We start from the raw sequence: 24,377 nt of genomic DNA on the forward strand, positions 1-24,377 counted from the left end.
ATTCTGGACGATCAGTCAGCATATATCGAAATCGTTTTTTGAACGTCCTGTTCGAGTCGTTCGGCGTGGTCGAGCCGAATCCGGCGGGCCGCCGCCGGTGTCACCGCCCCGTGGTCCATCTCGTGTGACACTGGTTCGTAGGCTTCGACGTCGAAACCCAGTCGTTCGAGATACGACCTGACTGCGTCCGAGGACAGCCCGTCGCGGATCGCGGCCTCGACGTACTCGCTCACTGCGTCGAACTCCGGTAGCACGATGTGCTCGTCGGTTATTTCACCTGTTTCCCCCTCGATACGCATGTCGCGGCCCGGCAGCTTCTCGACGACACCGGCGATATCGTCGGCCAGTCGGACCACCTGGCTCGGGAGCGCGGTGTCCGGTGAGCGCCACTCGACGGTCGAGAACGTCTCTCGAAGTTGGACGGGCGTCCAGACCGCGCTCTCGGGATCGAAGTTCGCCTCGATCGTCCCCCGGTCGATGCCTGCGTCGAGGGCTGCCGTCACGAACTCCGTGTAGCGCCGCTCCAGTCGCTGCGTCCAGTCGTCGGTGTCGTCGACGTAGGGCCACAGTCGACCCTGGTGGTCGAGCCCCTCGTAGGCCATCCAGCGGTATAGTTTCGACCGTGCACCAGCTCCCAGGTCGTCTCCACGGAAGTACCGCGAGGAGTTGACCAGCGCCAGTGCGGGGTCGAGCGCGACGAGCGTGTTCAGCTGGTCGACCTCGCTACCCGGCTGCTGTTCGACGTGGATGTGGGTCCCGGCGCAGTGTCGCACGTACTCGAAGTCCGCGCCGACGACCCGGTCCTGGATCCGCGTCCTGTCGCTCGGGCGGTCCCGGACCACGTCGTGGTTCACCGGTGTCCCGAGCGGGACGAGTCCCTTCCCGAGGTCCTCGGCCCGTCGCAACACCTCCCCGACACGAGTGAACAGTTCGTCGCGTAACTCGGCTGTCGTCTCACACGGTGTCGTCTTGATTTCGAGCAGCGGTTCGACGAACTCCCGCTCGGCACCTGCCGACGCCTCGACGAGTTCCCCCGGCTCGACCAGCCGTCCCTCGTCGTCGATTACCCAGTATTCGACTTCGATGCTCCGTCGTACCCGTTCTGTCTCCTGTGTTGACACGGTAATCTCCGCGCGATCTCGGTCCCGCTGTGCAGTCGGTACACTCACCCACTACCCTCGGACGGCCGTGGGACGGTGGCAATCCCTCTCGCCGACGCTGCTGTGGTCAGTTCCGGTTCCGATGTCCTCGACTGATGCATGATATCTATTCACACTCGAACGGAGCCCGGCAACCCTCCTAAGTGTTATGGACATATGTCTCGAAATAACCTTATATTGTGGTGTATGTTCTCTCTATCCTCGTCTAAAGATTTAAATTATTGGTCCATAGTCGGGAGATATCGGTCTATCTGGAAAACTCGCTTTTCGACACTCAATCGCTCTCTGGCTCACTGGGTGCTCGGAGCAGCGACCAGGTTCGCGACGGCACCAGCCAGGATCGTCGTCCAGAGGACCGAGAGGCTCACGCCGACGGAAAACAGGGCGATCCCGACCCATCGAAGCGGGCCAGCCCCGTCCATCAGCGCGTACGTGACGATCATCGACACCAGCAACGGGAGCGCCATGACGAGCCCGATCGGGACCGCGAGGCGGTCGATCGGCTCCGGAATCGGGACGACGTCCGGGCCGAGAAAATACACCACCACGCCGCCGAGCAGGAACCCGAGCACGGCGAGCGTGGCGTTGCTCGGCGCGAGAACGACGGCCGCGATCGGGTGGTCGGTCCACGCCCGCGTACGCACCCTCGGGGCGACCAGCGCTGCGACGAGATAGCTCCCGAGAAGTGCCCCGCCCGTCAGCACGCCGTATCGGCCGAGATACGCGGCTGTGATCGCCTCGAACCGGAGACTCGAGGTCAGCTCCCGGAGAACGAACCAGACCGCTGGACTCGCGATCGCGAGCGTCGGGACGATCAGGTCGCGCCGCGGACGCAAGCGAGTTGCCCAACCCATGGTTTCTGACAGCTCGCTGTCCGCTTAGCGCCTGGCTTCGCCGTCGAACTTGCCCAGCAAGCGCTCGTAGAACTCGCCTTTCTCGGCCCCGTCGCCCTCGTCGTCGGCGAGTTTCTCCACGATCAGTTCGGGCGTCGACCGCGCCAGCGTCCCCTTCACCGGCGAGCGGTTCACCTTGAGGTCCCCGTCTTCGAGCCCGACAGCCTGGATGCCGTCGACTTGCAGTTCCGTCGTCGCCGCCTCGCGGATCTCCCGTGCGAGGTGGGAGACGAACACGGCGGTCGCCCCGCGCTCGTCCAGCGCTTCGAGGATGCCCGCCATGATCTTCGCGCTCGCGCCGGGTTCCGTGATCGACTCCAGTTCGTCGACGAGGACGAGTTTGCCGGCCGGCTGCCCGCTCTCCCTGTTCGCGGCACCACCGGAAGACTCAGTTCGTTCGTCTTCCGCGGTCCCGCTCTCTCTGTTCGCGGGACCGCCGTCCGCTGCGGCGGGCGCGTCCTCCTGGCTAACCCCTGTCACCAGGTCCCCGAACTCCCGCAGGGTGGATTCGAAGGCCCCCGCGTCCAGCGTCCCCTGGGTCTTGGCGTGGTAGTGCAGTTCCGCGACCCGTTCGAGTTCGACGCGGTCGGCGGGCACGGGCAGCCCCATGTGTGCGAGGACGACGACGAGCGCCACCAGATCGAGCGTCGAGGTCTTCCCACCGCTGTTGACCCCCGAGAGCAGCGTCACGCCGTCGACGCCGTAGTCGACCGGCTCGACCTCGGCGAAGGGCACGTCCAGCAGCGGCGAGCGACCGCCCTCGATCTCGAAGCCCGGTCCCGAGAAGTCCGGCATCGTGCAGTCGAAATCGGCGGCGAAGCGCGCGACGGCCAGTTCCACGTCGAGTTCGAGTGCCGCGTCGACCAGTTCCCGGGCGTCCTCGCGTGCGTCGGCCAGATCGTCGGCCAGGTCGCGTTTGAGTCGGGTCGCTCGCCGGTCCCGGGCGGCGGTCAGTTCCTCGCGGAGGCGACTGACGACCGACTCCTCGTGTTCGACGGGAAACGTGGGCTCGTCCGGGAACGCCCGGCGGGCGATGGCCTCGGTGTCGCGCAGGGAGAGCGCGTCGACGAGGTGGTCCCGGGCCGCCTCGACGGCGGTCGCGTACTCGTCGGCCAGTTCCCGGTCGAGCAGCGAGTCCACGCCCGCGCCGCGTTCGACCAGCGAGAGCAGGTCCGACCCCTCGATGGTCACGTCTTTCTCCTCGATGGCCTCCCGGAGCCGGTCGTTGGCGACGGATTCGGCGGTCGAGACCGCCGCGTCGACGTCGTCGACGGCGTCGGTCAGCCGGTCGAGTTCCTCGTCGCCTTTGACGGTGCCGTCGGCGTCGAGTCGCGCCAGCGCGGCTTCGAGCGAATCGAGGTCGCAGGGGGCGTCGAGGTCGGCGGCTCGGTGGACAGCAACTGCCGCCCGGATCCGCTCGCGGTTCCGCGCGAAGAAGGTCAGCACGCGCTCGGGGACGACCTCCTCGGGGTTGTCGAGCGCGTTCGGACTCACGCGAACGTCTCCCTCGACGTCGACGCCCGCGAAGGACTCGTCCAAGACGACCACGGTCGCGTAGCCGCGGGCCAACTCGGAGAGCTTGCGGGCGTCGTCGACGAGTTCGACGCTCACCTCCGGGATCGCGTCCTGCGCCTCGGCGTACGTCTCGGCGTCGCCGGTCGCCAGACACCGGTCACGAACCCGCAGGTCACCGGGCGTTTCCAGCGGTGCCACGTCCGCAAGGGCGTCCCTGACGGCGGGGTCGGGATCGCGGTCCATCGCCGCCGCGGCGAACTCGCGGACTTCCTCGATGCGCGACTGGGTCCCGCTGGGGTACAGCGTCTCTAAGCGACTGGCGGCGTAGTCGGTGACGGTCCGGTCCTGGAGGAGGCCGAGCGCGTCCTGATAGAGTTCGCGAGCGCGGGCGGTGCCGAGGAAGCCGCCGGGGTCGTCGTGTTCCCGGCGGATGGCCGCGCGGGCGATGCGGGCGGCTCTGCCCTCGCTGATCTGGGGCGCGCGAGCGATGGCTGCCACGTCCCCCTCACTGAGTGCGCGCTCGGGGTCGTCGAGCTCGGCCAGTCGCTGGGCCGTCTTCGCCCCGACCCCCGGGATCGCTTCGAGATCCATCGGATAGCGGTCAGTATCGCGCCCGACGACAAAAGGGTTCGCGCCGCTACGGCGTGACGGTGTCCTCGCCGTCGTCGTCGGCGACGGGATCGCTATCACCCGAGTCGTCGCTGTCGGGCACCGGTTCGTCGGGAACGACGGCCTCCGAGTCGACGCCGGGCAGCGCCGCCGCCAGCGTTCGGTAGGCACCGGCGGCGTCGCTGGCCGGCCGACTCGCGGTGATTGGACCCCCCGTTTCGTGGGTCGGAACGACCGCCAGGGGCTCGGCGTCGAGCCCGTCGATATCGCCGGGGTCGGTGTCGCCGTCCGCCATGGTCACGACGGTTCCAATGGGTTGACAGTCGGCGTCGGCGGCCATGTCCGCCGTTCTGTTCGCGTCCTCGATGGCGACCGCCGAGGGCGTGGTGACGAGCACCACCCCGTCGGCCTCGCGATACGTGACGACGGTGTCGCGCTGGACGCCCGGTCCCGTGTCGACCAGGACGACGTCGTAGGCCACCGAGAGCAGGTCGAGCACCCGACTCAGCTCCGAGGGGTCCGCCGCGGCGAACGACTCCAACCGCCGGTCGCCCGCGACGACGGCGAGTCCCGCTGGCCCCTTGACGACAGCGTCCCGGACGGGCGCGTCCCCCGCGAGCACCTGCTGGATCCCCGGCTCGTGGTCGATGCCCAGCCGTTGGCCGAGGTTCGTCATCGCCAGGTCGGCGTCGACGACGACGACCGTCTGCCCGCCCTGGGCCAGGACGACGCCCAGATTGACTGCCGTCGTCGTCTTCCCGACGCCCCCCTTGCCGGCGGCGATCGCGTACACCGTCTCCCCCATCCTTAGATTCCGTGGGAACGGCACACAGGAATAAACACTGCCGGACCTCACCGGCTGTTTAAGTCGTCCAGCCGAGGTCCTCCGTGCGAGCGGGACGTGGTCGAGACAACGGGCTTTTGCTGTCGGACGGCAAAGCGAGGGCATGGCAGCCGAGGAGTCAGCCGACGTCGACGGGGCCGGTGTCGCGGAGAAACTCGACGCCGTTCGGGCCGACCTCGCCGACCGCGAGGGCGTGCTCGTGGCCTTCTCCGGCGGCGTGGATTCGAGCGTCGTGGCAGCGCTGGCTCACGACGCACTGGGCGAGGACGCTGTCGCCTGCACGGCCAAAAGCGAGACGCTTCCGGCCGAGGAACTGACCGACGCCAACCGCGTGGCCGACGAGATCGGCATCCGCCACGAGATCGCCGAGTTCTCCGAACTCCAGAGCGACGAGTTCGTCCAGAACGACGAGGAGCGCTGTTATCACTGCCGGTCGATGCGCCTCTCGGCGATGTACGACCGCGCCCGCGAACTCGGCATCGACATCGTCTGTGACGGCACGAACGCCTCCGACCCCGGCGAGGGTCACCGCCCCGGTCTCCGGGCCGTCGAGGAACTGAACGCCTACTCGCCGCTGCTCGAACACGGCGTCACCAAGCCCGAAGTGCGGGAGATCGCCCGCGAGTACGACCTCTCGGTCGCGGACAAGCCGTCGATGGCCTGTCTCTCCTCGCGCATCCCCACCGGACTGGAAGTCACCGAAGCGAAACTGAACCGCGTCGAGAAAGCCGAACGCATCCTGCGAACCTGGGGCTTCGAGCAGTTCCGGGTGCGCGACCACGACGGCCTCGCCCGCATCGAGGTCGGCGAGGACGAACTCGACGCGGCGCTCGACCCCGATTTCGTTACGGCCGCCCGCGAGCACATCCAGGACGCCGGCTTCGACCACGTGACTCTGGACCTCCACGGCTACCAGACGGGGAGTGTGAGTCCCGACGGCGAGAGCGACGAAGACGACGAACCGCTCGTCGAGGACGTGTTCAGCACCGACTACCCCACTGGTGGCGACTGACTTTCTGGTTCAGGTCTCCGGATCGAGGTCGTCGGGCCGGTATCCACAGTAGTTCTCCCGACGAATCTCGGTCTCGCCGGTTTCGGCGTCGTACCGGAGTTCGTTGACCGCACAGTTGTCCTGATGGAACTCGGCCAGCGCCGTGGGGAGGTCGATCCTCCGGATCGCCGCCAGCAGGACGTAGATCGGACCGCCGTGAGTCACGATCAGCACCTCGTCGTCGGGGCCGGCCGTCGCGAGCACCTCGTCCCAGGCGGCCATGACGCGCTCGCGGGCTTCGAGCAGGCTCTCGCCGCCCTCCGGCGTGGATTCGAGCCCCATCATCCCCACGCTGGCGTTGTGCTCGGGGAACTGCCCGAAAACGTAGTCGTAGGACAGGCCCTGGAACACGCCGAAGGCGCGTTCGCGCCAGCCCCGCGTGAACTCGGGTTCGGGGAAGGCGTCGACCGAGCGGAGCTGTGCCACCGTCTCTCTGGTCCGGCGGAGGTCGGAGGCGACGATGCGGTCGAGGTCGTGGGTCTCGGCGAGGTAGCGGCCGGCGGCGCGAGCCTGCTCGCGCCCGCGGTCGTTCAGCGGAGAGGCAGCCCAGCCCTGGACGCGCCGGTTCCGGTTCCAGTCGGTCTCACCGTGGCGGAGCAAGAGGACCGTTGTCATCGAGAGAGGGTTCTGCAGGGGATCGGTTGAGCGTACTGGTTCCGGTCACCGGCCGGCACGGCCACTGCGCCAGCGCCAGAGTAGCAACGCCCCTTCGTAGAGCACCAGGAGCCCGCCGAAGACGACCAGCGTCTCCGTGGTGGACAGCAGCGTCCGGTTCACGTCCGCGAGGAGGTCGGGGTCCGGACTGGCCAGATAGCCGACGGCGACGGCCAGCAGCCAGAACGGGACCCGCACCCGGGCCAGCAACAGGCGGACTCGCAGCGGTGCCCTGATCCGTCTGAGGAGGTAGTTCGCGCCCTCGTAGAGCGCGATCAGCCCGCCGCCGACGATGATCGGTGTGGCGTCGACCAGTCCGAGCGTCGCCAGCGCGTCGGTTACGACCGTCGGGAACTGGTCGTAGTAGCCCGACGGCAGTGGGGCCGGACTCGCGAGATACCCGGCGACGCCGAGCACCGTCCAGACCAGCGGTCTGAGGCCGGCGGCTTCCTCGACGCCCGGCGACATCGACCCCGCACCGGTCCACCGCAGGAGCGCGAGCGTCCCCTCGAAGAGGATCACCATCGTCAGCCCGACGATGATCGGAGCCATTCCGGTCGGGTCGGGACTGAAGAAGAAGGCGATCGTGAGGAAGCCACCCCAGAAGTAGAGGCGGCGCGTCTCCAGCCAGCGCCGCGTGGTCACGCCCATCATGATCGCCAGCATGACGAACAGCGGGATCTGGAAGATGAAGGCGAACATCCCCAGCATCATCACCATCAGGTTGAACGTCTCCGAGAGGCCGAAAGCGATGGCCGCAGCCCCCTCCGAGTAGTAGAGGAAGTACGTGAAGATGGCGGGCAACACCAGCAGGAAGGCGAAGGCGACGCCGACCGCCGCGAGCACCAGACTCGTCGGTACCGCCGCGAGGTAGTATTTGCGTTCGCGCGGGAACAGGCCCGGGCGCATGAAGAGGTACGTCTGGAAGACGAACACCGGCAAGGCGAGGATAAAGCCCGCCAGCGTCGCCACCTTCAGCCGTGCGAGCATCAGCGCGAGCGGGTGATACACCCGCGGACAGGCGGAGTCACCGACCGACGCGCTCGCTCCGGTCGGCGGCGGACACTGCGAGGCCGCACCGGGCAGCAGCGAGAACCACAGGAAGTTGATGAGTCGATCCGCGAAGGGGAAGGCGACCGCCGCGACGGCGGCCATCACCAGCAGGATGACGCCCAGCCGGCGGACCATCTCCTCGATGTGTGCCGTCAGCGGCATCTCCTGGTCGTCCGGCGCACCGGGCGTTCCCGTCGCCCCGCCGCTGGGTGGATCGGGCGGATCGCCCGGCTGGCCACCCACGCCGCTGGGCACGTCGATTTCGTCCGGGTCGCCGTCGTCCGGTACCGGTGTCGGCTCGGCCCCGGTCGGTCCCGTCCCCTCGACTGATTCTTCCCCCGGCACCGTCACCTGACTGTACTCCGACCCAGTGGCCTCCTGTTCGGGCTGGTCCACTGGCTCCTCGTCCGGGGTGTCGGCGTCGTCCGCCGGTGGCTCGGGGCCCTCGCTGTCGCCGTTCGGGCTGGGTCCCGAGTCGCCGTCGCTCATTCTGCGTCGGTTTTGCCCGTGGGGTATTGTAAGCCTTCTTTTCCCGCCGGCCGTCAGGCGAACGGACCGGCTGGGCGGCCCCGCTGACCGTTTCATAAAGGTTGATAACCGCCAGTCGGTAAGGTCCGGCACGACAATGTCCGGGGCCGTCGACGACGATGCCCGTGAGAGCCTCCAGAGCGGTCGGGAGACGCTCGGAGCGATGCTTTCCTCGGCACAGTCCGACCTCCAGAAGGTGTTCATCGTCGCCGTCGTCGGCCTCATGGGGACCATCTACCTCCTGCGCGAGTTCGTCTGGGAGATGCTCAAACGGGACCTGTTCTCGATGATGCCCCCGTTCGTCCGCGAGGAGACCTCAGTCGTCGCCATCACGCCCTTCGACGTGATCCTCCTGCAGGTGAAGATCGGACTCGTCGTCGGCCTCCTGCTGGCGATCCCGCTGTTCATCTGGTACTCGCGGGACGCGCTCCGACAGCGCGGCTACTGGCCCGGCGAGCGGGTCGCCCGCTGGAAGTTCGCGACTGTCCTGTTGCTCTCGCTCGTCTTGCTGGCCGCCGGCGTCTCCTACGCCTACGAGCTGTTTTTCCCGCTGATGTTCAACTTCCTGGCGACCAACGCCGTCCAGGTCGGGTTCAAGCCCACCTACTCCATCGTCAAGTGGGCGCAGTTCATCTTCCTGCTGACCGTCTCGTTCGGACTGGCCGCCCAGCTCCCGCTGGTGATGAGTGCGCTGTCGTACACCGGAATCGTCCGCTACGAGACCTTCCGCGACAAGTGGCGCTACGCGGTGCTGGGCATCTTCGTCTTCGGCGCGCTGTTCTCGCCGCCGGACCCGTTCACCCAGGTCATGTGGGCGCTCCCGCTCATCCTGCTGTACGGGATCAGCCTCCAGATGGCGAAGTTCGTCACCATCGCCAAACGCTCCAGCAGTCGCGTCGACGTGGGCGGCGTCCTCCGCGAGCGGTGGAACGTCCTCGCCGGGGTCGCCTTCCTCTCGCTCGTCGGCGTCTACGCCTTCTTCGCCCGCGGCGGCATCGACCTGCTCAACCGCGCGCTCGGGCGGCTCCCCGCCGACTACCGTGTTCAGGTCGCGACCCTGGGCGAGGCGACCGGGCTCCCGAACGAGACGGCGGCCGCCGTCGCCGCCGTTCTCGCCGCGCTGGTCGTGACAGGAGTCGTCCTGTTCTCCCTCCTGATGAAGGCCCTGAGCGAGGCCGACCGGGCGTTCGGCGGGACGGCCGCGCCCGCCAGCGCCGGGTCGCCCACGCAGATCGACGTTTCGGAACTCACTGCCGGAGCCGTCCGGGCCGCGCCACCGGAAGTGTTCCATGAGATGAGCGAAGAGGAGTCCGTCGCGCTCGCCCGGGAGGCGATGGACGACGACAACCCGGAGAAGGCCCAGGCCATCCTCGACCGCTTCGACGACGAACAGGAGGCACAGGAAGCCGAGGGCGAGGGCGACGCGGCGGCAGCGGCCGGCGGTGCTGCCGCGGGCGCGGCCGCCCAGGGCGACGGGGGCGAGGGCGGCACCGCGGCCGGGACGGCCGCCGGCATGATGAACGCCTTCACCGAAGACGAGACGACCGAGGAGGACATCGGCGGCTACTACTACGACGTGGCCTTCATCCTGGAGTCGCTGACCTCCAAGGCGTTCCGCATCGTTGGCCTGTTCATGCTCGTGCTCGGCGGCTCGTTCGTCTGGCTCTACCAGGGCGGGATCCGGCGCATCAAGGACACCTTCTTCGGCCAGATGCCCGCCGGCCTCCAGCCGGACGTCGAGATCGTCACGCTCCACCCCGTCGAGGCGCTCATCTTCGAGATCAAGTTCTCGACGTTGCTGGCGGCGGTGGTGACGGTGCCGCTGGTGCTGTACTACGCCTGGCCGGCGCTGAAAGAGCGCGGCCTCGTTCGCGGTGACCCCAGGGTCATGCTCGTCTGGGGCGGCTCGCTGATCCTGGGCGTCATCGGCGGGAGCATCGTCGGGTTCCTCTACGTCGCGCCCACGATCATCTCCTGGCTGGCGGCCGACGCGGTCCAGTCGAACATGGTGATCGCCTACCGGATCAACAACTTCGGCTGGCTGGTCATCTACACGACCGTCGGCATCGGCTTGCTCGCGGAGATTCCCGTCTCGATGGCGCTGTTCCACGTCGGTAACGTCGTCTCCTATCACACGATGCGCAGCTACTGGCGACAGGTGGTCGTCGTCGTCTTCGCCGTCTCGGCGCTGGTCTCGCCACGGGGCGTGTTCACGATGCTGATGTTGGCCGTCCCGGCGACGGCGGCCTATCTGGCCGGGCTGTTCCTGCTGTGGGTCATCACGCTCGGCGGCCGTCGTGGTCGGCCGGAGCCGGCGGGGACGACCGCCGACTGATGGGCTGGCTCACCGGCCGAACAGCCACGTCCGCATGGAGAGCGTCTGTTGTCGCGAGATTTCCTCGGGGAGGCTCCGACTGAGCTGGCCGAAGTTGAGCACGGTGACGAGGAAGACGCCGCCGAGGGTGTTGCCCAGCAGGACTGGAATCACGAACTCCCACAGGCCGACGAGCAGGCGCTCCTGGCCGAGGAACACGAGGTAGGCGACGTCACAGACGCTGACGACGACGTGGTACAGGCCAGTCACCGGAATGGTGTAGATGACGATGTACACCAGGAACACGCGCGCGAACGAGTCGCGGACGGCGTGTTCGAGCCAGACGACGCCGGCGACGAGCCACCCGGCGAAGACGGCCTTGAAGAGGAGGTCCCACCACGGCGTCTCGATGCCGGCTTGCCCGATTTCGGTCGCGCTCGCCGCAGTCGTCGCGTCGAACACGCCGGTGTTGGCCAGGACGAACGCGCCGACGGCCGCCCCGGAGACGTTTCCCGCGAGCACGAGTACCCAGACGCGTACCACTGCAGGGACACTGCACACCCGGGTCAACGCGAGCGTTACGGGCGTCAGCGTGTTCTCCGTGTACAACTGGTAGCGGCCCATGATGATGTAGAGAAAGCCCAGCGGGTACAACAGCGGACTGACCAGTCCCGTCGGGTCGGGGGCGGCGGCTCGCACCGTCGCGTACCCGAAGAAGGTGACCGTGATCGCCAGGCCGGCGGACAGGCCGCTGAGGTAGAGGGCTCTCCGTCGGGCGCTGATTTCGTGGAACGCCGTCAGTACGACCCGGTGGAATATCTCGTCCGTGGAGAACCGGTCGGGAACGACGTCTCCGTATGCCGGCCCACGGCCACCGGGGAGGTCGTCCCGGCCGGTGGCCGGGCTGTCGGTGTCGTCGCCGCGGTCGGACCCAGGGCTCATGTTCCCCGAGTCCACGTTCTCGCCAATCAAACTACGCCGCGACCGCTCGAGGCTGCCGGTCCGGTGACGCGCCCACTCTCTGAACCGACCCGCATCCAGTCGTCTCTACTCCGTCCGCAGTGCGCGAACACCGTTTACACAGGCGATACCCATGTTTCGGTATGCCCGACGATGGTTCCGACGGCGATTCCCCCGATGCAGACATCGCACACCGACGAGTATCGACGGATCCGGACGAGGCCGACTACGAGTTTCTGGAACTCGTCGCCGAACTGGAAGGGTGTGACGTGACGGCCCTCCCGCCGATGCATCCCCGGATCGACGACATCGTGAGCGAGGTGTTCTCGGACCCGCCCTCGGCGGACGCACAGGTCGAGGTCCAGTTCTCCTACTTCGGCTACCGGGTCGAGATGGACCAGGCCGGCAACGTCTCGCTGATGCGGATCCCCCGGTGAGGTCCGGCTACGGTCAGCGTCGACGCGACAGCGACGAATCGGCTACTGTTGCGTATCGCGCAGGATCAGCGGCTCGATAGCCAGCGTTCGCTTCGCGACCGTGAGAATCCGGAGGAGGTAGGAGACGAACAGCATGAACGGCGCGAGCGTCACCGCAAAGGCACCGCCGACGACGAGGACGATGTGATCGAGTCCCAGCGTGCTCCCGGGGAACGTGCCCCCGTCGACCACGGCGGCCATGATTCCGGCGACGGCCAGTGCCGGCACCGCCGCATAGAGGATCAGCTGCGAGAGGTCGATCAGCGCCCACTGGAAGTACAGCGTCTTGACGTGCTCGCGAGCCGGGCCGAACATCGACAGCGCCGTTTTCAGTTCGTCGAGCAGCCCGTGTTGGTCCTCGGAGAGCGTCCCCTCGTACTCGTTGTCGATGCGCTCGACCATGTATATCTTCCAGCTGTAGTTGAAGTTCAGCGCGGCGAACAGCACGTCGAACGAGCCGAACTGTGCGCCGTCGAGATGGTCACGAACGATGTCGACGTTTCCGACGACGCTGTCGGCGAACTCGTCGACCTCCGTCCGGAGGGCGTCGTCGCCGGTTCCGGCGACCGAATCCCGGAGCGCCTCGGCTCGCTGTGCCGTCACGCCGAGTATCTCGCGGAGGTACTCGGCCGGGTCCGTGGGGCTGGGGGCGCCGATCAGCTCTTCGGTGAAGTCCCGTGCGTCCATCGAGCTGCTCATCCGCTCGCGCTGGTCGCCGAGCGGCCCGTTCTCCTGGCTCAGGACGAGCTGTCCGATCGTGACGACGAGCGTCGTTCCGGTCACGATCACGGTGATCATCGTCGAGAACAGCGTCTCGATGACGTCCTCGGACGCGACCTGCTGTGCGAACGGCGGTGAGAGACCGGCGACGACGATCACGAACGCGACGAACACGGCACCGGTCAGGATCCCGGTGAGGAACAGCCGGTTGACGCGCAACAGGATCCAGAGTTTCGTCCGACTCTCGCCGGCGCGCTCGCGCATGGTGTTGGCCGTGCTAACGTCCGTGTCCTCGGCCATGCTCACTCACCCGTCCCTGCCGGTCGCTTGAACACGAGATACTTCGTCCCGCCGCCCTCGTACTCGATCGTGCTCACGAGCTCCCAGCCGTCCGCACCCAGCTCGTTCAGCTCTGTTTTCGGGTCCGTCGCCTCCTTTTTGACCTCGTCGCGCGGCGGACGGAGCGTCTCGTACTCCCAGCGGGTGGGTTCGGGCATCGCCCTCTAGTTGGTGCTACTGTCCCCTAACGTCGGTGGCTACGCGTGTCGACGTGTCGAATCACGGGTGTTGTGCTCCCCACCTCACCGGAGTCGATGGCCCCGTCCGCGGAGCCGCTCGCGCAACCGTTCTACGGCGTGTCCGATCTTGCGCCGCGCGAGGGAGTGCTGCCTGGCGGGCAGATCACTGTCCGCCAGCCAGCGACGCATCGTCGTCGCGCCCGATTTCCGACGGATGTCGACCTCGTCGGCGTGTTTGAGCGGGTGTCGCAGCCAGTTGCACTCGTCGTGGGCGTACACGTCGGTTCGATCCGGCCGAGTCGCGAACAGGACGACGTGGAGCTGTCGCTCGGCGAACGGCCCGGATCGGTACGCCCAGCTCCCGTCGGTGCTGCTCCCCGTCGGCGTGTAGTGGAACATGCTCAACGGGTCCCACGTGAAGCCGCCGGCTTCGAGCGCTGCGGCGACCTCGTCGTGCGGGCGGTGGACGGTCGCGACGTACCCGGACGGGTACACCTGCGTGGTCGGCTGTCCGACGACGCCGGTCAGTCGGTTGAGAACCGGTCCGAGCCGCTGGCGGAACCGGCGCATGACGTTCGACTGGATGGGTGTGTTCACAGTTACCACTGCCTAAAGGACGGGCGCGACGAGGATACGTGTTGCCCGTCGCCGAACCGGTGGCCCTGGCGCGGGAAGCGACCCACACCGCGACCAGTGGAGGCGTGAGCGGTGACTGCGTTCGTGTAGCTTTTTATCGGATGCTGCAAATATGCACGTGAGAATACTATGGGAGCACTGAGTATCCGGGGACGGCGTCTCGTCGATCGACCGCATGGAACGGAAACGTACCGCTCGGAGGTGAGTCTGGGATGCCGAAAATAAGCGTGGAGGTGCCTCAGGAACTCCTGGACGACCTGGACGACCACGTCGGCGGCGACGGGAAGTTCGTCAACCGCAGCGAGGCTATTCGGGCCTCGGTTAGGAAGACGCTGGACCAGTTAGACGAGATCGACGCCCGCCACGGCAGGTTAGACGATGAGCAGTGACCACCCGACGGTCGCGCAGGTCGGCCTCGTCTCGCTGTTCGTCACGGCGCTGGTCACCGCCCAGGTAACCGCCTCGAAGGTGCTGGCCTTCGGGTTGCCCTTCTCGCTGCCGGTCGCCGGCGAGGCGCTCGTGTTGCCGGGCGCGGCGCTGGCCTACGCGGTCACCTTCTTCGCCTCGGACTGTTACACCGAGCTGTACGGGAAACGGGCCGCACAGGTCGTCGTCAACGTCGGCTTCTTCATGAACTTCGTCCTCCTCCTGCTGGTCTGGTCGACCATCGCCGCACCGGTCGCGGGCAACTCCCCGGTCGGCGCGGGGGCCTTCCAGCAGGTACTGGGCGCGAGCACGGGCGTCGTCGTCGCGAGCCTTTTGGCGTATCTCGTCAGTCAGAACTGGGACGTGATCGTCTTCCACCGCATCAGGGAACTGACCGACGGCGACGCGCTGTGGCTCCGCAACGTCGGGTCGACGGCGACGAGCCAACTGCTGGACACGGTCATCTTCGTCACGGTCGCGTTCGTCGTCTTCCAGGGCGTTCCCCTGGAACTGGCCCTCTCACTGATGGTCGGGCAATACCTGTTCAAACTGCTGATCGCGGTCGTGGACACGCCCTTCGTCTACCTCGTCGTCGCGGCGGTCCGGTCCCGGAACGCAGATCTGGCAGAACCCGCGGTCGCGGACTAGTTGACCGGCTGGGCGAAGGCGTACTTGGGTTTCACGTCGTCGACGCGCACTTCGACGGTCTCCCCCTCTTCGACGCCGGAGACGAACAGGGTGAAGCCCTCGACCTTGGCGATGCCGTCGCCCTCGCTGCCGATGTCCTCGATGGTCACTTCGACGGTGTCGCCCTCGCTGACGGGCGCGGTCAGGCGGTGTTTCCCGACCAGATACAGCTCCGAGGAAGAGTCACGAGAGGCGTCCGGGCGGACTTCGCGGACGTACTCGAACTCCGAATCGATGTCCTCCTTGAGCGGGTCGACGTCCTGGCCGTCGAACACCTTGGCGGCGAAGTCGCCGCCGGTATCGAGCACGTCCAGTGCGACCTCGAAGGCCTGGCGGGCGAGGTGGACCGAGCGGGCGTGGTCGACGCTGTACTCGCCAGTCATGTTCGGTGCCATGTCCGAGAGCACGGTGTCGGCCTTGCCGACGCGCTCGACCACTTCGGCCTTGGTCTCCTCGTCGGTCATGTCGCCTCGGACGTACTCGACGGTCGCGTCCGGGTCCTCCAGGTCGTCGATGCGCTGGCGGTCGACGCCGACGACGGTGCCCCGAGAACCGACCTCCTCGGCGGCGACCTGGAGCCAGCCGCCGGGGGCGGCCCCGAGGTCGACGACGGTGCGGCCGTCGCCCAGCAGGCCCGTCGCCTGGTCGAGCTGTTTGAGCTTGTAGGCCGACCGGGCGCGGTACCCCTCCTGTTTGGCCCGGTTGTAGTACTCGTCTTTACCTGACATCGTTGCCTCGCAGACCCGGTCGCCGCGTGCCCGTCCGGGCGTCGCGGACGGAAACCGTTTGGTGCATACCTACCGAGAGACGGCCGACGCTGATAGGCGTGACGCACCTGCTCGGCGGCTTCGGGGGCGGTCGATGCCGATCAGCGACCCTCGATCCCGACGCCCTCGGCCAGCAACTCGTGGGACCGAAGCGCCTCGTCGTGGCCGTCGATCACGTGCTGGATCATCACCTCGTCGACGCCGACGCGGTCGGCGAGCTGATCGAGCAAGCCCGCGAGCGTTTCCGGACTTCCCGAAATCGCTCGCGGCCACTCGTCGTCGTCGAGCGTCGCCGGCGTCGGGTCGGGGACGCCGCCGAGTTCGTCGATGGCCTCCTCGACGGTCGGTCGCGTCCCGACGACGCCGCGCTCCATGCGCTTGTACGTGGCTTCGGCCACCGCGCGGCGCCGCGCGGCCTCCTCGTCGGTGTCGGCACAGACCGCGTTCACCGCGACTGCTCCCCGCGGCTCGTCGACTCCGCCGCCCAGGTTCGAGCGCTCGAAGGTCTCGCGGTACTCCTCGAAGGCGTGGGTGGCGAACTGCGGGCGGATGAACGCCGCGAAACAGAAGCGCAGGCCGAGTTCGCCCGCGATGGCCGCGCTCGACGGGCTCGATCCGAGCACCCAGGGAACAGGCTCGTCCGCGCCCGACCGGGGAATCTCCAGGTCGCTGTAGGCGTGGCCCTCCGGGTAGTCGTCGTAGAGGTGGGTGACGACGGCCTCGATCTTCTCGGCGTGGTCCTCGTCGGGGTTCCGGACGCGCCGCTCCGTTTCGAGGGCGCGGTCGGCGGCCGGCGAGCCGTTGGCCCGCCCCAGTCCCGCGTCGATGCGGCCCGGTGCGAGCGCGTCCAGCGCGCCGAACTGCTCGGCGACCTTGAACGGGCTGTAGTGGTTGAGCAACACCGCCCCAGAGCCGAGGCGGATCGAGTCGGTCTCGGCGGCCAGATGCCCGAGCAAGACCTCGGGGGTCGTCCCCGCGAGCGTGCTGGCCATGCCGTGGTGTTCGGCCACCCAGAACCGCTCGAAGCCGAGGCGTTCGGCCTGCTGTGCGGCCTCGACGGTGTTCCGATACGCGTCGGTCGCGGTGCCGTCCTCGGGCACCGGCGAGAGGTCGACGGCGGAGAGTTTCACGGCCCCACTCCGGGCCTGGACGGGAAAACGGTTCGGCTACCCGAAGGTGTCGGGATCGATCCGCGCGAGCCGCATGGCGTTGCCGGTGACGCTGAGGCTCATTCCCATGTCCCCGACCACGACCGCGACGGCGACGCTCACCAGTCCGAGCGGGACGCCGACCGCCAACAGCGCTTTCACGCCGAGACTCGCCCAGATGTTCTGCCGGATGACGCCGTTTGCGGAGTGTGACAGCGCGTACAGGTACGGGAGCTTCCCGATGTCGTCGCCCATCAGCGCGATGTCGGCCGTTTCGAGGGCCGTGTCCGTGCCCGCCGCCCCCATCGCGACGCCGACGTCGGCGGTCGCCAGCGCCGGCGCGTCGTTGATGCCGTCGCCGACCATCGCCACCTCGCCGTCGGTCGCCTGCAGTTCCTCGACGGCGTCGACTTTCTCCTCCGGCAGGAGTTCGGCGCGGTACTCGTCGACGCCGACCTGTTCGGCGATGGCTCGGGCCGTCCCCTCGTTGTCGCCGGTCAGCATGACGACTCGCTCGACGCCCAGTTCGTGGAGGCGTTCGACGGCCCGCTTCGAGGCCGGCCGCACCTCGTCGGCGATGGCGATGGCACCCAGCAGGTCCGTCTCCGTCCCCACGAGGACGACCGTCTTGCCCGCCTGCTCCAGGTCGTCGAGCGTCCCCGCAGGGAACGCGCCGTCGCCGGGTTTCACTGCACCCGCCTGGGCGGCCCCGCCGTCGGTCCTGTGCGACCGTGAGAGGTCGAAGCCAAGTTCTTCGAACAGCTTCGGCTTCCCCGCGTAGTAGGACTCGCCACCGTCCGAGTCCGACGAGCCTCCGGCTTCGCCGGAGACGCCGATCTCGCCGCGGATGCCCCTCCCGGTCAGGCTCTCGAAGGCCGACGGCTCCGGGATGTCGGTCACGCCGGCCGCCTCGGCGCGGGCGAGGATCGCCTCGGCGATGGGGTGTTCACTGCGTCGCTCGATCCCGGCGGCGTAGCGCAGGAGCGTCGCTTCGTCGGTGTCGCCGACCGGCACGACGTCGGTGACCGCGAGTTCGCCTTTGGTGAGCGTGCCGGTCTTGTCGACGGCGATGGCGTCGACCTCACCCATCGCTTCGAGGTGGTTGCCGCCCTTGATGAGGGCGCCGTTCTTCGCGGCGCTGGTGATGCCCGAGACCACCGAGACGGGCGTCGAGATGACGAACGCACAAGGACAGGCGATCACCAGCAGGGTGAGCCCGCGGACGAACCACGTCCCCCAGTCGCCGGCGAAGGTGAGCGCGTACCCGGCGACGCCGACCGAGACGGGGTCGGCGATGACCAGCGGCGGGACGGCGGCGGTCAGGATCGCCAGCACGACGACTGTGGGCGTGTAATAGCCAGCGAACCGGTCGACGAACTGCTCGGTGTCGGTCTGTTTGGCCTGGGCCCCCTGGACCATCTCGATGATGCGCGAGAGCGTCGAGTCGCCGGCGGTCGAGGTGACCTCGACTTCGAGATAGCCGCCCTCGTTGATCGCGCCGGCGAACACCTCGTCGCCCGCGGTCTTGTCGACGGGGACGCTCTCGCCGGTGATCGGTGACTCGTCGACCGCGCTCTCCCCGTCCAGGACCGTGCCGTCGAGCGGGATCTTGTCGCCGGGACGGACGATCACGGTCTCGCCGACCGCGACGTCGTCCGCCGGGACGGTCAGTTCCTCGCCGTCACGACGAACAGTCGCCTCGTCGGGCGACAGCTCCATCAGTTCACGCAGGGAGTCCCGCGCCCGGTCCATCGCGTAGTCCTCCAGCAACTCGGCGATGCTGAACAGGACCGCCAGCGTGGCGGCTTCGACGAAGTAGCCGATCCCGGTGGCGGCGATGATGGCCGTCCCCATCAGCAGGTCGATGTCGAGGCTCAGATTCTTCGCCGAGTAGTACCCCCCGCGGACGACGGGATAGCCGCTGGCGGCGACGGCACCGAGGAACAGCGCGTCCGCGAGCGTCAGCGAGATGCCGAGGACGCTCGCCACGTCGGGGTTCGATCCCGTCAGGACGAACTCGAAACCGAGGCCGAGCGTGACCAGGACCGCCCCGATCCAGGTCTTGATCGCCCGGGGGCTCGTCCACACCTCCGCCGGCGGCGCGACCTCGACGCCGTCGGTCGAGTCCTCGTCCTCCGAGTCGCCGTCGCCGGTCCCCGCCACCTCGTAGCCGGCGTTCTCGATGGCGGCGATCACGTCGCCCTCGTCGACGCGGTCGGAGTCGTACGTGACGGTGGTCTTCCCGGTGGTCGGCTGGAGCGTCGTGTCGACGACGCCGTCGACGCGGCTCAGGCTCTTGTCGACTTTCCCCGCACAGGACGGGCAGTCCATCTCGGGGACGACGAGGCGGGCCGTCAGCTCCCCCTGGGCGTCGCCCCCGCCCGCCCGGTCCCTGGCGGCTGATTCGTCGGTCATTACCCGAAACTAGGGCTATCAACTCGATAAGTCTTCGTTGGAATTTTCCAACTCGACGGCTCCTCACAGTGAGGGGGTCGGATCGGTCGGGCCGTGGGTCTTGGCGGCGTGGCGTTTCGCCAGGTGTTCCTCGGCCCGTCGGAGCCGATAGGTGAGCGTCGACCGTGGCACGTCGAGGTGGTCGGCGAGTTCCGCGACGTCCACTTCCCGGGGCGACTCGTAGTAGCCGTGTTCGACGGCGGCCAGGAGCGCGGCCTCCTGCTCCGGGGCGAGGTCGGCCGGTCCGGCACTCGGGTCGCCGGACGGGGTCGTCTCCGCCGCCCGCAGCATCTCCATCCGGGCGCAGTCGCCGACGGCCGCGTCGAGTTCCTCGAAGAACGCGCTCACGTCGCCGTCGCCGGCGTGGATCACGCGCCACGTGTAGTGACGCCCCTCGTGGCGCGTCTCGAACAGCACGCCGTCGCCGAGGTGTTCACGAGCCATGTGAGGCACCGACGCGCAGGTCGGCGTGCGCTCCCAGTGGGTGTAGAGGACCAGCGTGTCGTCGGTGTGGTCGAGCACCTCCGTGGTCTGGGTGGCACCGCAGTCCTCGATGGCGAGACAGTCGGCGTAGTAGTCGCTGTCGAAGAAGGCGGCCTCGACGTCGTCGAGCGCCTCGGGCGTGCCACTCGCGTGGTCGACGCGCCAGAGGTGCTCGGTGGTGGCGTGCAGCGAGAGCGAGCGGATCCGGGCCTCGGGGTGGTCGGCCAGCGCGTCGGCCACCCGGTTGAACCCCGGCTCGTATTCGAGAGCGAAGACGAGTTCGCGCATACGGTCGCTACGAACTGACCGGATATAATCCAGTGGGACGGACCGACCTAGTACTTCGAGAAGTTGCTGTCGGGGTAGATCTCGCCGTCGGCCACGTCGATCACGTCCAGGTCGGCCAGGTGTGCGAGTCGCCGCTCGGCGAGGTCCTTGTCGATGCCCAGCTCGGCCGCTCGGGTCAGGACCGCCTGGCGGGTCGGCACGGAGACGAAAAAGCCGTCGCTGTCGGTCTCGGTCGTCTCGGCGACGATGGCTTTCAGAACCGCGGCGGCGCGGCGGCCCTCCGAGGTGCGGTCGCGTTCGTCCCACTGGATAGTGAGAGAGCCGTCGTCGTTGACGTGTTCGACGACGAAGCCGTCGGGGAGCTCTTCCGTGACGGCGGCGACGAGTGCCGCGCGGTCGAGCCGGGCGCGGAGCGTCTGCTGGGTCCCGTCCCGGGAGCGGTCGTCGACCTCGACTGCGACGCCGGTTTCGGCGGCGGCCGTCTCGACGGTGTCGGCGAGTTCCTCGCCCACGTCGTCGAGGACGGTCCGTTTCTGCCTGCGGAACTCCCGCTCCTTGTCGTCTAAGACCTCGTATCGTTGCATCCGCTCGTGTGTCGTTTCCGCGTCCGCCTCCTCGTCCATGGGGGCGCTACGAGCCGCTGACAGGATAACTCTACTCCCTGCGTCGGTGGGCGAGCCACCCGCCGCCGAGCAGTCCGGCCAGCGCCCCGCCGATACCGAAGCCGGGGCCGAAGACACCGGTATCGCCGTCGTCGCCGTCCCCCTGCTCGGCTGCCTCCGTCGGCGTCTCCTCGGCGTAGTTCTGGGGGGTGAACGGGCCGCTGCCCCCCGCGTTAATCTGTTCGATCTCGATGCCGACGTAGTTCTCCGAACACCGCGTGGCGTTGTTGACGACGTAGAGCGCGCCGCCGGGGATCGACCGGTCGTTGGAGACGTACAGCGACGTCCGGTTCGCTCCCTGGGCGTTCGCCTTGCGACCGATGAGCCAGATGTCGTAGGCCAGGGACTCCTCGGGCGGCCAGGTCGGGTAGTCGCAGTTGTCCGACACCGTGGCATCGAGGGGGTCCATCCGCGAATCGACGTGGATGAAGAAGCCGGGGAGGACCTCGGCGTCGAACTCCGGGATGTCGACGATGACTGCGGGGGTGGTCACACCCTCTTCCTGCCGTGCGGCCGCCGTGCCGGGAACCGCGACCGAGCCGATTCCCGCACTGAGGCCTGCACCGAGCCCTCTGAGCACTGCTCGCCGAGACGGAACCGAACCTGTCGGTGCCATTGGGGCCGGTCCACCGCTCTCCCGGCTAAGGGTTCGGATTCTCGTGGGTAACTGGCCTGCAATTCTCGTGTGGTGACTGAGAGTCGGGGACAACTGTGTCCATGCTGGCCCGCCGTCGAGACGTGGGCCGCCACGGTTGGGCAAGCGATCGGCCGGAACCGACAGGTCCCTTGCCGTCGTGCGCGTACGCGAACGGAAAGACGGGACTTTTTAAGAGATGGGGGCGTAGCCGATTCCAAGATGTTCAACGCCATCGTGAGTGCGGACACGCTCCGGACGACGCTGGACTCCGTGAGTGTGCTGGTGGACGAATGCAAGATCCACCTCACGGAGGACGGCATCGAGATCCGGGCGGTCGACCCGGCCAACGTGGGGATGGTCGACCTCCGACTCGACGCTGCGGCCTTCGAATCCTACGAGACCGACGGAGGAACTATCGGCGTCAACCTCTCCCGACTCGAAGAGTTCGCGGGAATGGCCGACGCCGGCCAGCTCATCCAGCTCGAACTCGACGAGGAGACCCGCAAGCTCCACGTCCAGATCGAGGGTCTCGAAGGCACCCTGGCGCTGATCGATCCCGACTCCATCCGCCAGGAACCGGACCTGCCGGACCTGGACCTGCCCGCCAACGTCGTCCTCGAGGGGAAAGACATCGACCGCTCGGTCAAGGCCGCCGACATGGTCTCGGACCACATCGCACTCGGCGTCAACGACGGCGAAGACGTGTTCTACGTCGACGCCGAGGGCGACACCGACGACGTCCACTTCGAACTCGGCCGCGACGACCTCATCGACCTCGTCGCGGGGGAGGCCCACTCGCTGTTCTCGCTGGACTATCTCAAGGACATGAACAAGGCCATCCCGAAAGACGCCGAGATCGAGATGGAACTCGGCGAGGAGTTCCCCGTCAAGATGCACTTCGACATCGCCGAAGGCGAGGGAACTGTAACATATATGTTAGCCCCGCGCATCCAGAGCGAGTGATACCAAAGGCTTAGTTCGCTTCTCGACAAGTCCGCACGATGAGTGAGTCTGACGGGAGAGATCCCGAGGAGCCGAGTCCCGACCTGGACCCCGAGGAGTCGGTTCGGGAGGCCGTCGAACGTTCCCGGAGCGGCGCGCCGGCGGTCGGACGCGTCGTCCGCGACCGCTTTTCCTCGGACGAAGTGTTCCAGCGGATCATCGCGGCCGCCGACGAAGAGATCACCTCCGGGAGTCGCGAACTGTTCTTCAGCGCCCTCGCGGCCGGCTTCGCGATCACGATCACGTTCATGCTGTACGTCTCGCTGACCGCCACGACGGGTGGCGATCCCGTGCTGAGCGCCATGCTGTACCCGCTCGGGTTCATCTACATCATCATCGGCGGCTACCAGCTCTACACCGAGAACACGCTCCCGCCGGTGGCGCTGACGCTCGAACGCCTGGCGAGCATCCCGGCGCTGCTGCGCAACTGGACGGTCGTGTTGTTCGGCAACTTCACCGGCGGTGCCCTGGGTGCGCTCGCGCTCGTGTTCGGCGGCGTCCTGTCGCCCGAAGCCGCGACGGTGGCGGCCGAGCTCGGGCACAAGGGCGTCGACACGGCCTGGTGGAGCCTCTTCTCGAAGGCCGCGTTCGCCGGCCTCATCGTCGCCGGGGTCGTCTGGGTCGAGTACGCCGCCCGGGACACGATCTCGCGGCTCGTCGTCGTCTACATTGCGTTCCTGTCGATCCCGCTGGGCGGTCTCTACCACTCGGTCGTCTCGTTCACCGAGATGATGTTCCTCGTGTATCTCGGCGAGCTCGCCGTCACGGTCGGTCTCGTGGAGTTCGTCCTCCCCGTGTTGCTGGGCAACACCATCGGTGGCGTCGTGCTGGTGACGGTCGTCAACTACTTCCAGACGACCGAACACCGGCTCGAATCGGCCCGGTTCGACGGTGCCGAACGGCAACTGTCGCTTTCGGAGTGGCTCTACGGTGGGTTCGTCGGCCGCTCGTACGTCCCGCTCATCGACACGGCCGAGGCGACCACACCGGACGAGAACGGCCCGTATCGGGTCGTCGTCCCCATCTCGAACCCCCGAACCGAGACGCAACTCGTCGAGTTCGCCTGCACGCTGGCGAGCCAGAAGGAGGAAGCCGTCGTCCACCCGGTCCACATCGTTCAGGTGCCCGAGCAGTCCCGTGGCTACGGAACCAGACAGAGCCGGCGCATCATCGATGAGTCCGACGAACTGATGTCGGGCATCCGCGACATCGCTGCGGAGTACGACGTCGAGTACGACAGTTCGACCGTGGTTTCCCACCGCTCGTTCGAGGAGATCTTCAATATCGCCCGTCGCAAGCGGGCCAATCTCGTGATGATGCAGTGGGGCGACGACCGGCTCTGGGGTGCGGCCCACGCCAACCGGTCGCTTTCCGACCTCACCAGGGAGCTGCCCTGTGATTTCCTCGTCCTCAAGAACCGCGATCTGGACCCCTCGCGCATCCTGCTCCCGACCGAGGAGGGGTACAACTGCGACCTGAGCGCCGAGATCGCGCGGACACTCCAGTCGGTCGCGGGATCGGAAATCTCCCTGTTACACGTCGTCGACGGGGACGACCAGCGGGAGGCCGGCGAGCGGTTCCTCGCCGACTGGGCCGACGGACACGACCTCGACGACGCCGTCCAGACGGTCGACACCTCCGGCGACATCGAGGGCGTCATCGCTCGGGAAGCCCGTGACCACACGCTGGTGATGCTCGGCGCGACTGAACGCGGCCTGCTCGCACGGCTCGTTCACGACTCGCTTACCTTCGACGTCGTCAACGACGTGGACTGCTCGGTACTGCTCACCGAGCGGGCGACGCCCCGCTCCCTGCGGGACCGCCTATTCGGACGACGCTGAGGGACGCGTCATGCGTGTGTCTGACGTACCGTTTTGTAGGTGGACCGACCA

23 protein-coding genes are annotated in these 24,377 nt (G+C 67.6%); 7 read left to right on the top strand and 16 right to left on the bottom strand.

What is annotated here, in order from left to right; all coding sequences use genetic code 11:
- Positions 1-11: 11 nt before the first annotated feature.
- The 4 genes from E2481_RS13140 to E2481_RS13155 form a co-directional block, all read right to left on the bottom strand.
- On the bottom strand, positions 12-1,121 hold the full coding sequence (locus E2481_RS13140) for a glutamate-cysteine ligase family protein (protein WP_136717613.1): 1,110 nt from the start codon (positions 1,119-1,121) through the stop codon (positions 12-14).
- 329 nt (positions 1,122-1,450) lie between these two features.
- Positions 1,451-2,014, bottom strand: coding sequence for a hypothetical protein (locus E2481_RS13145; RefSeq protein ID WP_136717614.1), 564 nt, complete (start codon positions 2,012-2,014; stop codon positions 1,451-1,453).
- 24 nt (positions 2,015-2,038) lie between these two features.
- Positions 2,039-4,159 carry a helix-hairpin-helix domain-containing protein gene (locus E2481_RS13150; protein WP_136717615.1) on the bottom strand — a complete coding sequence of 707 codons (2,121 nt, stop codon included), beginning with the start codon at positions 4,157-4,159 and terminating at the stop codon, positions 2,039-2,041.
- 46 nt (positions 4,160-4,205) lie between these two features.
- Entirely contained in the window at positions 4,206-4,982 is a 777-nt protein-coding gene (locus E2481_RS13155) for a MinD/ParA family ATP-binding protein (protein ID WP_169302442.1), read from the bottom strand.
- 142 nt (positions 4,983-5,124) lie between these two features.
- Between E2481_RS13155 and larE the strand changes: the two genes are divergently transcribed.
- Positions 5,125-6,033, top strand: a complete 909-nt coding sequence (larE, locus tag E2481_RS13160; protein ID WP_136717617.1) for an ATP-dependent sacrificial sulfur transferase LarE — start codon at positions 5,125-5,127, stop codon at positions 6,031-6,033.
- A gap of 9 nt (positions 6,034-6,042) precedes the next feature.
- Here larE and E2481_RS13165 read toward each other — a convergent pair whose 3' ends face one another.
- Together E2481_RS13165 and E2481_RS13170 are read right to left on the bottom strand one after the other, a co-directional pair.
- A complete protein-coding gene (locus E2481_RS13165) occupies positions 6,043-6,687 on the bottom strand; it encodes a histidine phosphatase family protein (RefSeq protein WP_136717618.1) in 645 nt (214 codons plus the stop codon).
- A 45-nt stretch (positions 6,688-6,732) separates the two neighbouring features.
- Complete coding sequence (locus tag E2481_RS13170; protein ID WP_169302443.1) at positions 6,733-8,268, bottom strand: twin-arginine translocase subunit TatC; 1,536 nt, start codon at positions 8,266-8,268, stop codon at positions 6,733-6,735.
- 136 nt (positions 8,269-8,404) lie between these two features.
- On the opposite strand from E2481_RS13170, the gene E2481_RS13175 reads away from it, so the two are divergent.
- The gene (locus E2481_RS13175; protein ID WP_136717619.1) at positions 8,405-10,642 is read left to right on the top strand and encodes a twin-arginine translocase subunit TatC; all 2,238 of its coding nucleotides are present in this window, start codon (positions 8,405-8,407) and stop codon (positions 10,640-10,642) included.
- Between the two features lie 9 nt (positions 10,643-10,651).
- Here E2481_RS13175 and E2481_RS13180 read toward each other — a convergent pair whose 3' ends face one another.
- Entirely contained in the window at positions 10,652-11,563 is a 912-nt protein-coding gene (locus E2481_RS13180) for a formate/nitrite transporter family protein (RefSeq protein ID WP_136717620.1), read from the bottom strand.
- A gap of 161 nt (positions 11,564-11,724) precedes the next feature.
- Here E2481_RS13180 and E2481_RS13185 point away from each other — a divergent pair, with 161 nt between their 5' ends.
- Positions 11,725-12,018, top strand: coding sequence for a HalOD1 output domain-containing protein (locus tag E2481_RS13185; protein WP_136717621.1), 294 nt, complete (start codon positions 11,725-11,727; stop codon positions 12,016-12,018).
- A gap of 42 nt (positions 12,019-12,060) precedes the next feature.
- Here E2481_RS13185 and E2481_RS13190 read toward each other — a convergent pair whose 3' ends face one another.
- The 3 genes from E2481_RS13190 to E2481_RS13200 all read right to left on the bottom strand — a co-directional run bounded on the left by E2481_RS13190 (position 12,061) and on the right by E2481_RS13200 (position 13,901).
- The gene (locus E2481_RS13190) at positions 12,061-13,077 is read right to left on the bottom strand and encodes a hypothetical protein (protein ID WP_136717622.1); all 1,017 of its coding nucleotides are present in this window, start codon (positions 13,075-13,077) and stop codon (positions 12,061-12,063) included.
- A 2-nt stretch (positions 13,078-13,079) separates the two neighbouring features.
- Entirely contained in the window at positions 13,080-13,274 is a 195-nt protein-coding gene (locus E2481_RS13195) for a DUF4177 domain-containing protein (RefSeq protein WP_136717623.1), read from the bottom strand.
- An 84-nt stretch (positions 13,275-13,358) separates the two neighbouring features.
- Positions 13,359-13,901, bottom strand: coding sequence for a hypothetical protein (locus E2481_RS13200; protein WP_136717624.1), 543 nt, complete (start codon positions 13,899-13,901; stop codon positions 13,359-13,361).
- Positions 13,902-14,143: 242 nt separating this feature from the next.
- On the opposite strand from E2481_RS13200, the gene E2481_RS13205 reads away from it, so the two are divergent.
- Together E2481_RS13205 and E2481_RS13210 are read left to right on the top strand one after the other, a co-directional pair.
- Positions 14,144-14,320 (top strand): ribbon-helix-helix domain-containing protein, encoded by a 177-nt coding sequence (locus tag E2481_RS13205; protein ID WP_136717625.1) that lies wholly within the window; start codon positions 14,144-14,146, stop codon positions 14,318-14,320.
- Entirely contained in the window at positions 14,310-15,005 is a 696-nt protein-coding gene (locus E2481_RS13210; protein WP_136717626.1) for a queuosine precursor transporter, read from the top strand. Before E2481_RS13205 ends, E2481_RS13210 begins: the two co-directional genes overlap by 11 nt.
- Here E2481_RS13210 and E2481_RS13215 read toward each other — a convergent pair.
- The 6 genes from E2481_RS13215 to E2481_RS13240 all read right to left on the bottom strand — a co-directional run bounded on the left by E2481_RS13215 (position 15,002) and on the right by E2481_RS13240 (position 21,462).
- A complete protein-coding gene (locus tag E2481_RS13215; protein WP_136717627.1) occupies positions 15,002-15,772 on the bottom strand; it encodes a 23S rRNA (uridine(2552)-2'-O)-methyltransferase in 771 nt (256 codons plus the stop codon). The two genes, E2481_RS13210 and E2481_RS13215, sit on opposite strands and share 4 nt — an antisense overlap.
- Positions 15,773-15,912: 140 nt before the next feature.
- Positions 15,913-16,941, bottom strand: coding sequence for an LLM class flavin-dependent oxidoreductase (locus E2481_RS13220; RefSeq protein WP_136717628.1), 1,029 nt, complete (start codon positions 16,939-16,941; stop codon positions 15,913-15,915).
- 36 nt (positions 16,942-16,977) lie between these two features.
- Positions 16,978-19,374 carry a heavy metal translocating P-type ATPase gene (locus tag E2481_RS13225; RefSeq protein WP_136717629.1) on the bottom strand — a complete coding sequence of 799 codons (2,397 nt, stop codon included), beginning with the start codon at positions 19,372-19,374 and terminating at the stop codon, positions 16,978-16,980.
- A 63-nt stretch (positions 19,375-19,437) separates the two neighbouring features.
- Positions 19,438-20,184, bottom strand: coding sequence for a helix-turn-helix domain-containing protein (locus E2481_RS13230; protein WP_136717630.1), 747 nt, complete (start codon positions 20,182-20,184; stop codon positions 19,438-19,440).
- Positions 20,185-20,231: 47 nt separating this feature from the next.
- A complete protein-coding gene (locus E2481_RS13235; RefSeq protein ID WP_136717631.1) occupies positions 20,232-20,807 on the bottom strand; it encodes a hypothetical protein in 576 nt (191 codons plus the stop codon).
- A gap of 31 nt (positions 20,808-20,838) precedes the next feature.
- On the bottom strand, positions 20,839-21,462 hold the full coding sequence (locus E2481_RS13240) for a PGF-CTERM sorting domain-containing protein (RefSeq protein WP_136717632.1): 624 nt from the start codon (positions 21,460-21,462) through the stop codon (positions 20,839-20,841).
- A gap of 240 nt (positions 21,463-21,702) precedes the next feature.
- Here E2481_RS13240 and E2481_RS13245 point away from each other — a divergent pair, with 240 nt between their 5' ends.
- Together E2481_RS13245 and E2481_RS13250 are read left to right on the top strand one after the other, a co-directional pair.
- Positions 21,703-22,446 carry a DNA polymerase sliding clamp gene (locus E2481_RS13245; protein ID WP_136717633.1) on the top strand — a complete coding sequence of 248 codons (744 nt, stop codon included), beginning with the start codon at positions 21,703-21,705 and terminating at the stop codon, positions 22,444-22,446.
- Positions 22,447-22,484: 38 nt separating this feature from the next.
- Positions 22,485-24,326, top strand: coding sequence for a formate/nitrite transporter family protein (locus E2481_RS13250; RefSeq protein WP_136717634.1), 1,842 nt, complete (start codon positions 22,485-22,487; stop codon positions 24,324-24,326).
- Positions 24,327-24,377: the final 51 nt, after the last annotated feature.

This window comes from Halorientalis salina, from assembly GCF_005049285.1.
Lineage (GTDB): Archaea > Halobacteriota > Halobacteria > Halobacteriales > Haloarculaceae > Halorientalis > Halorientalis salina.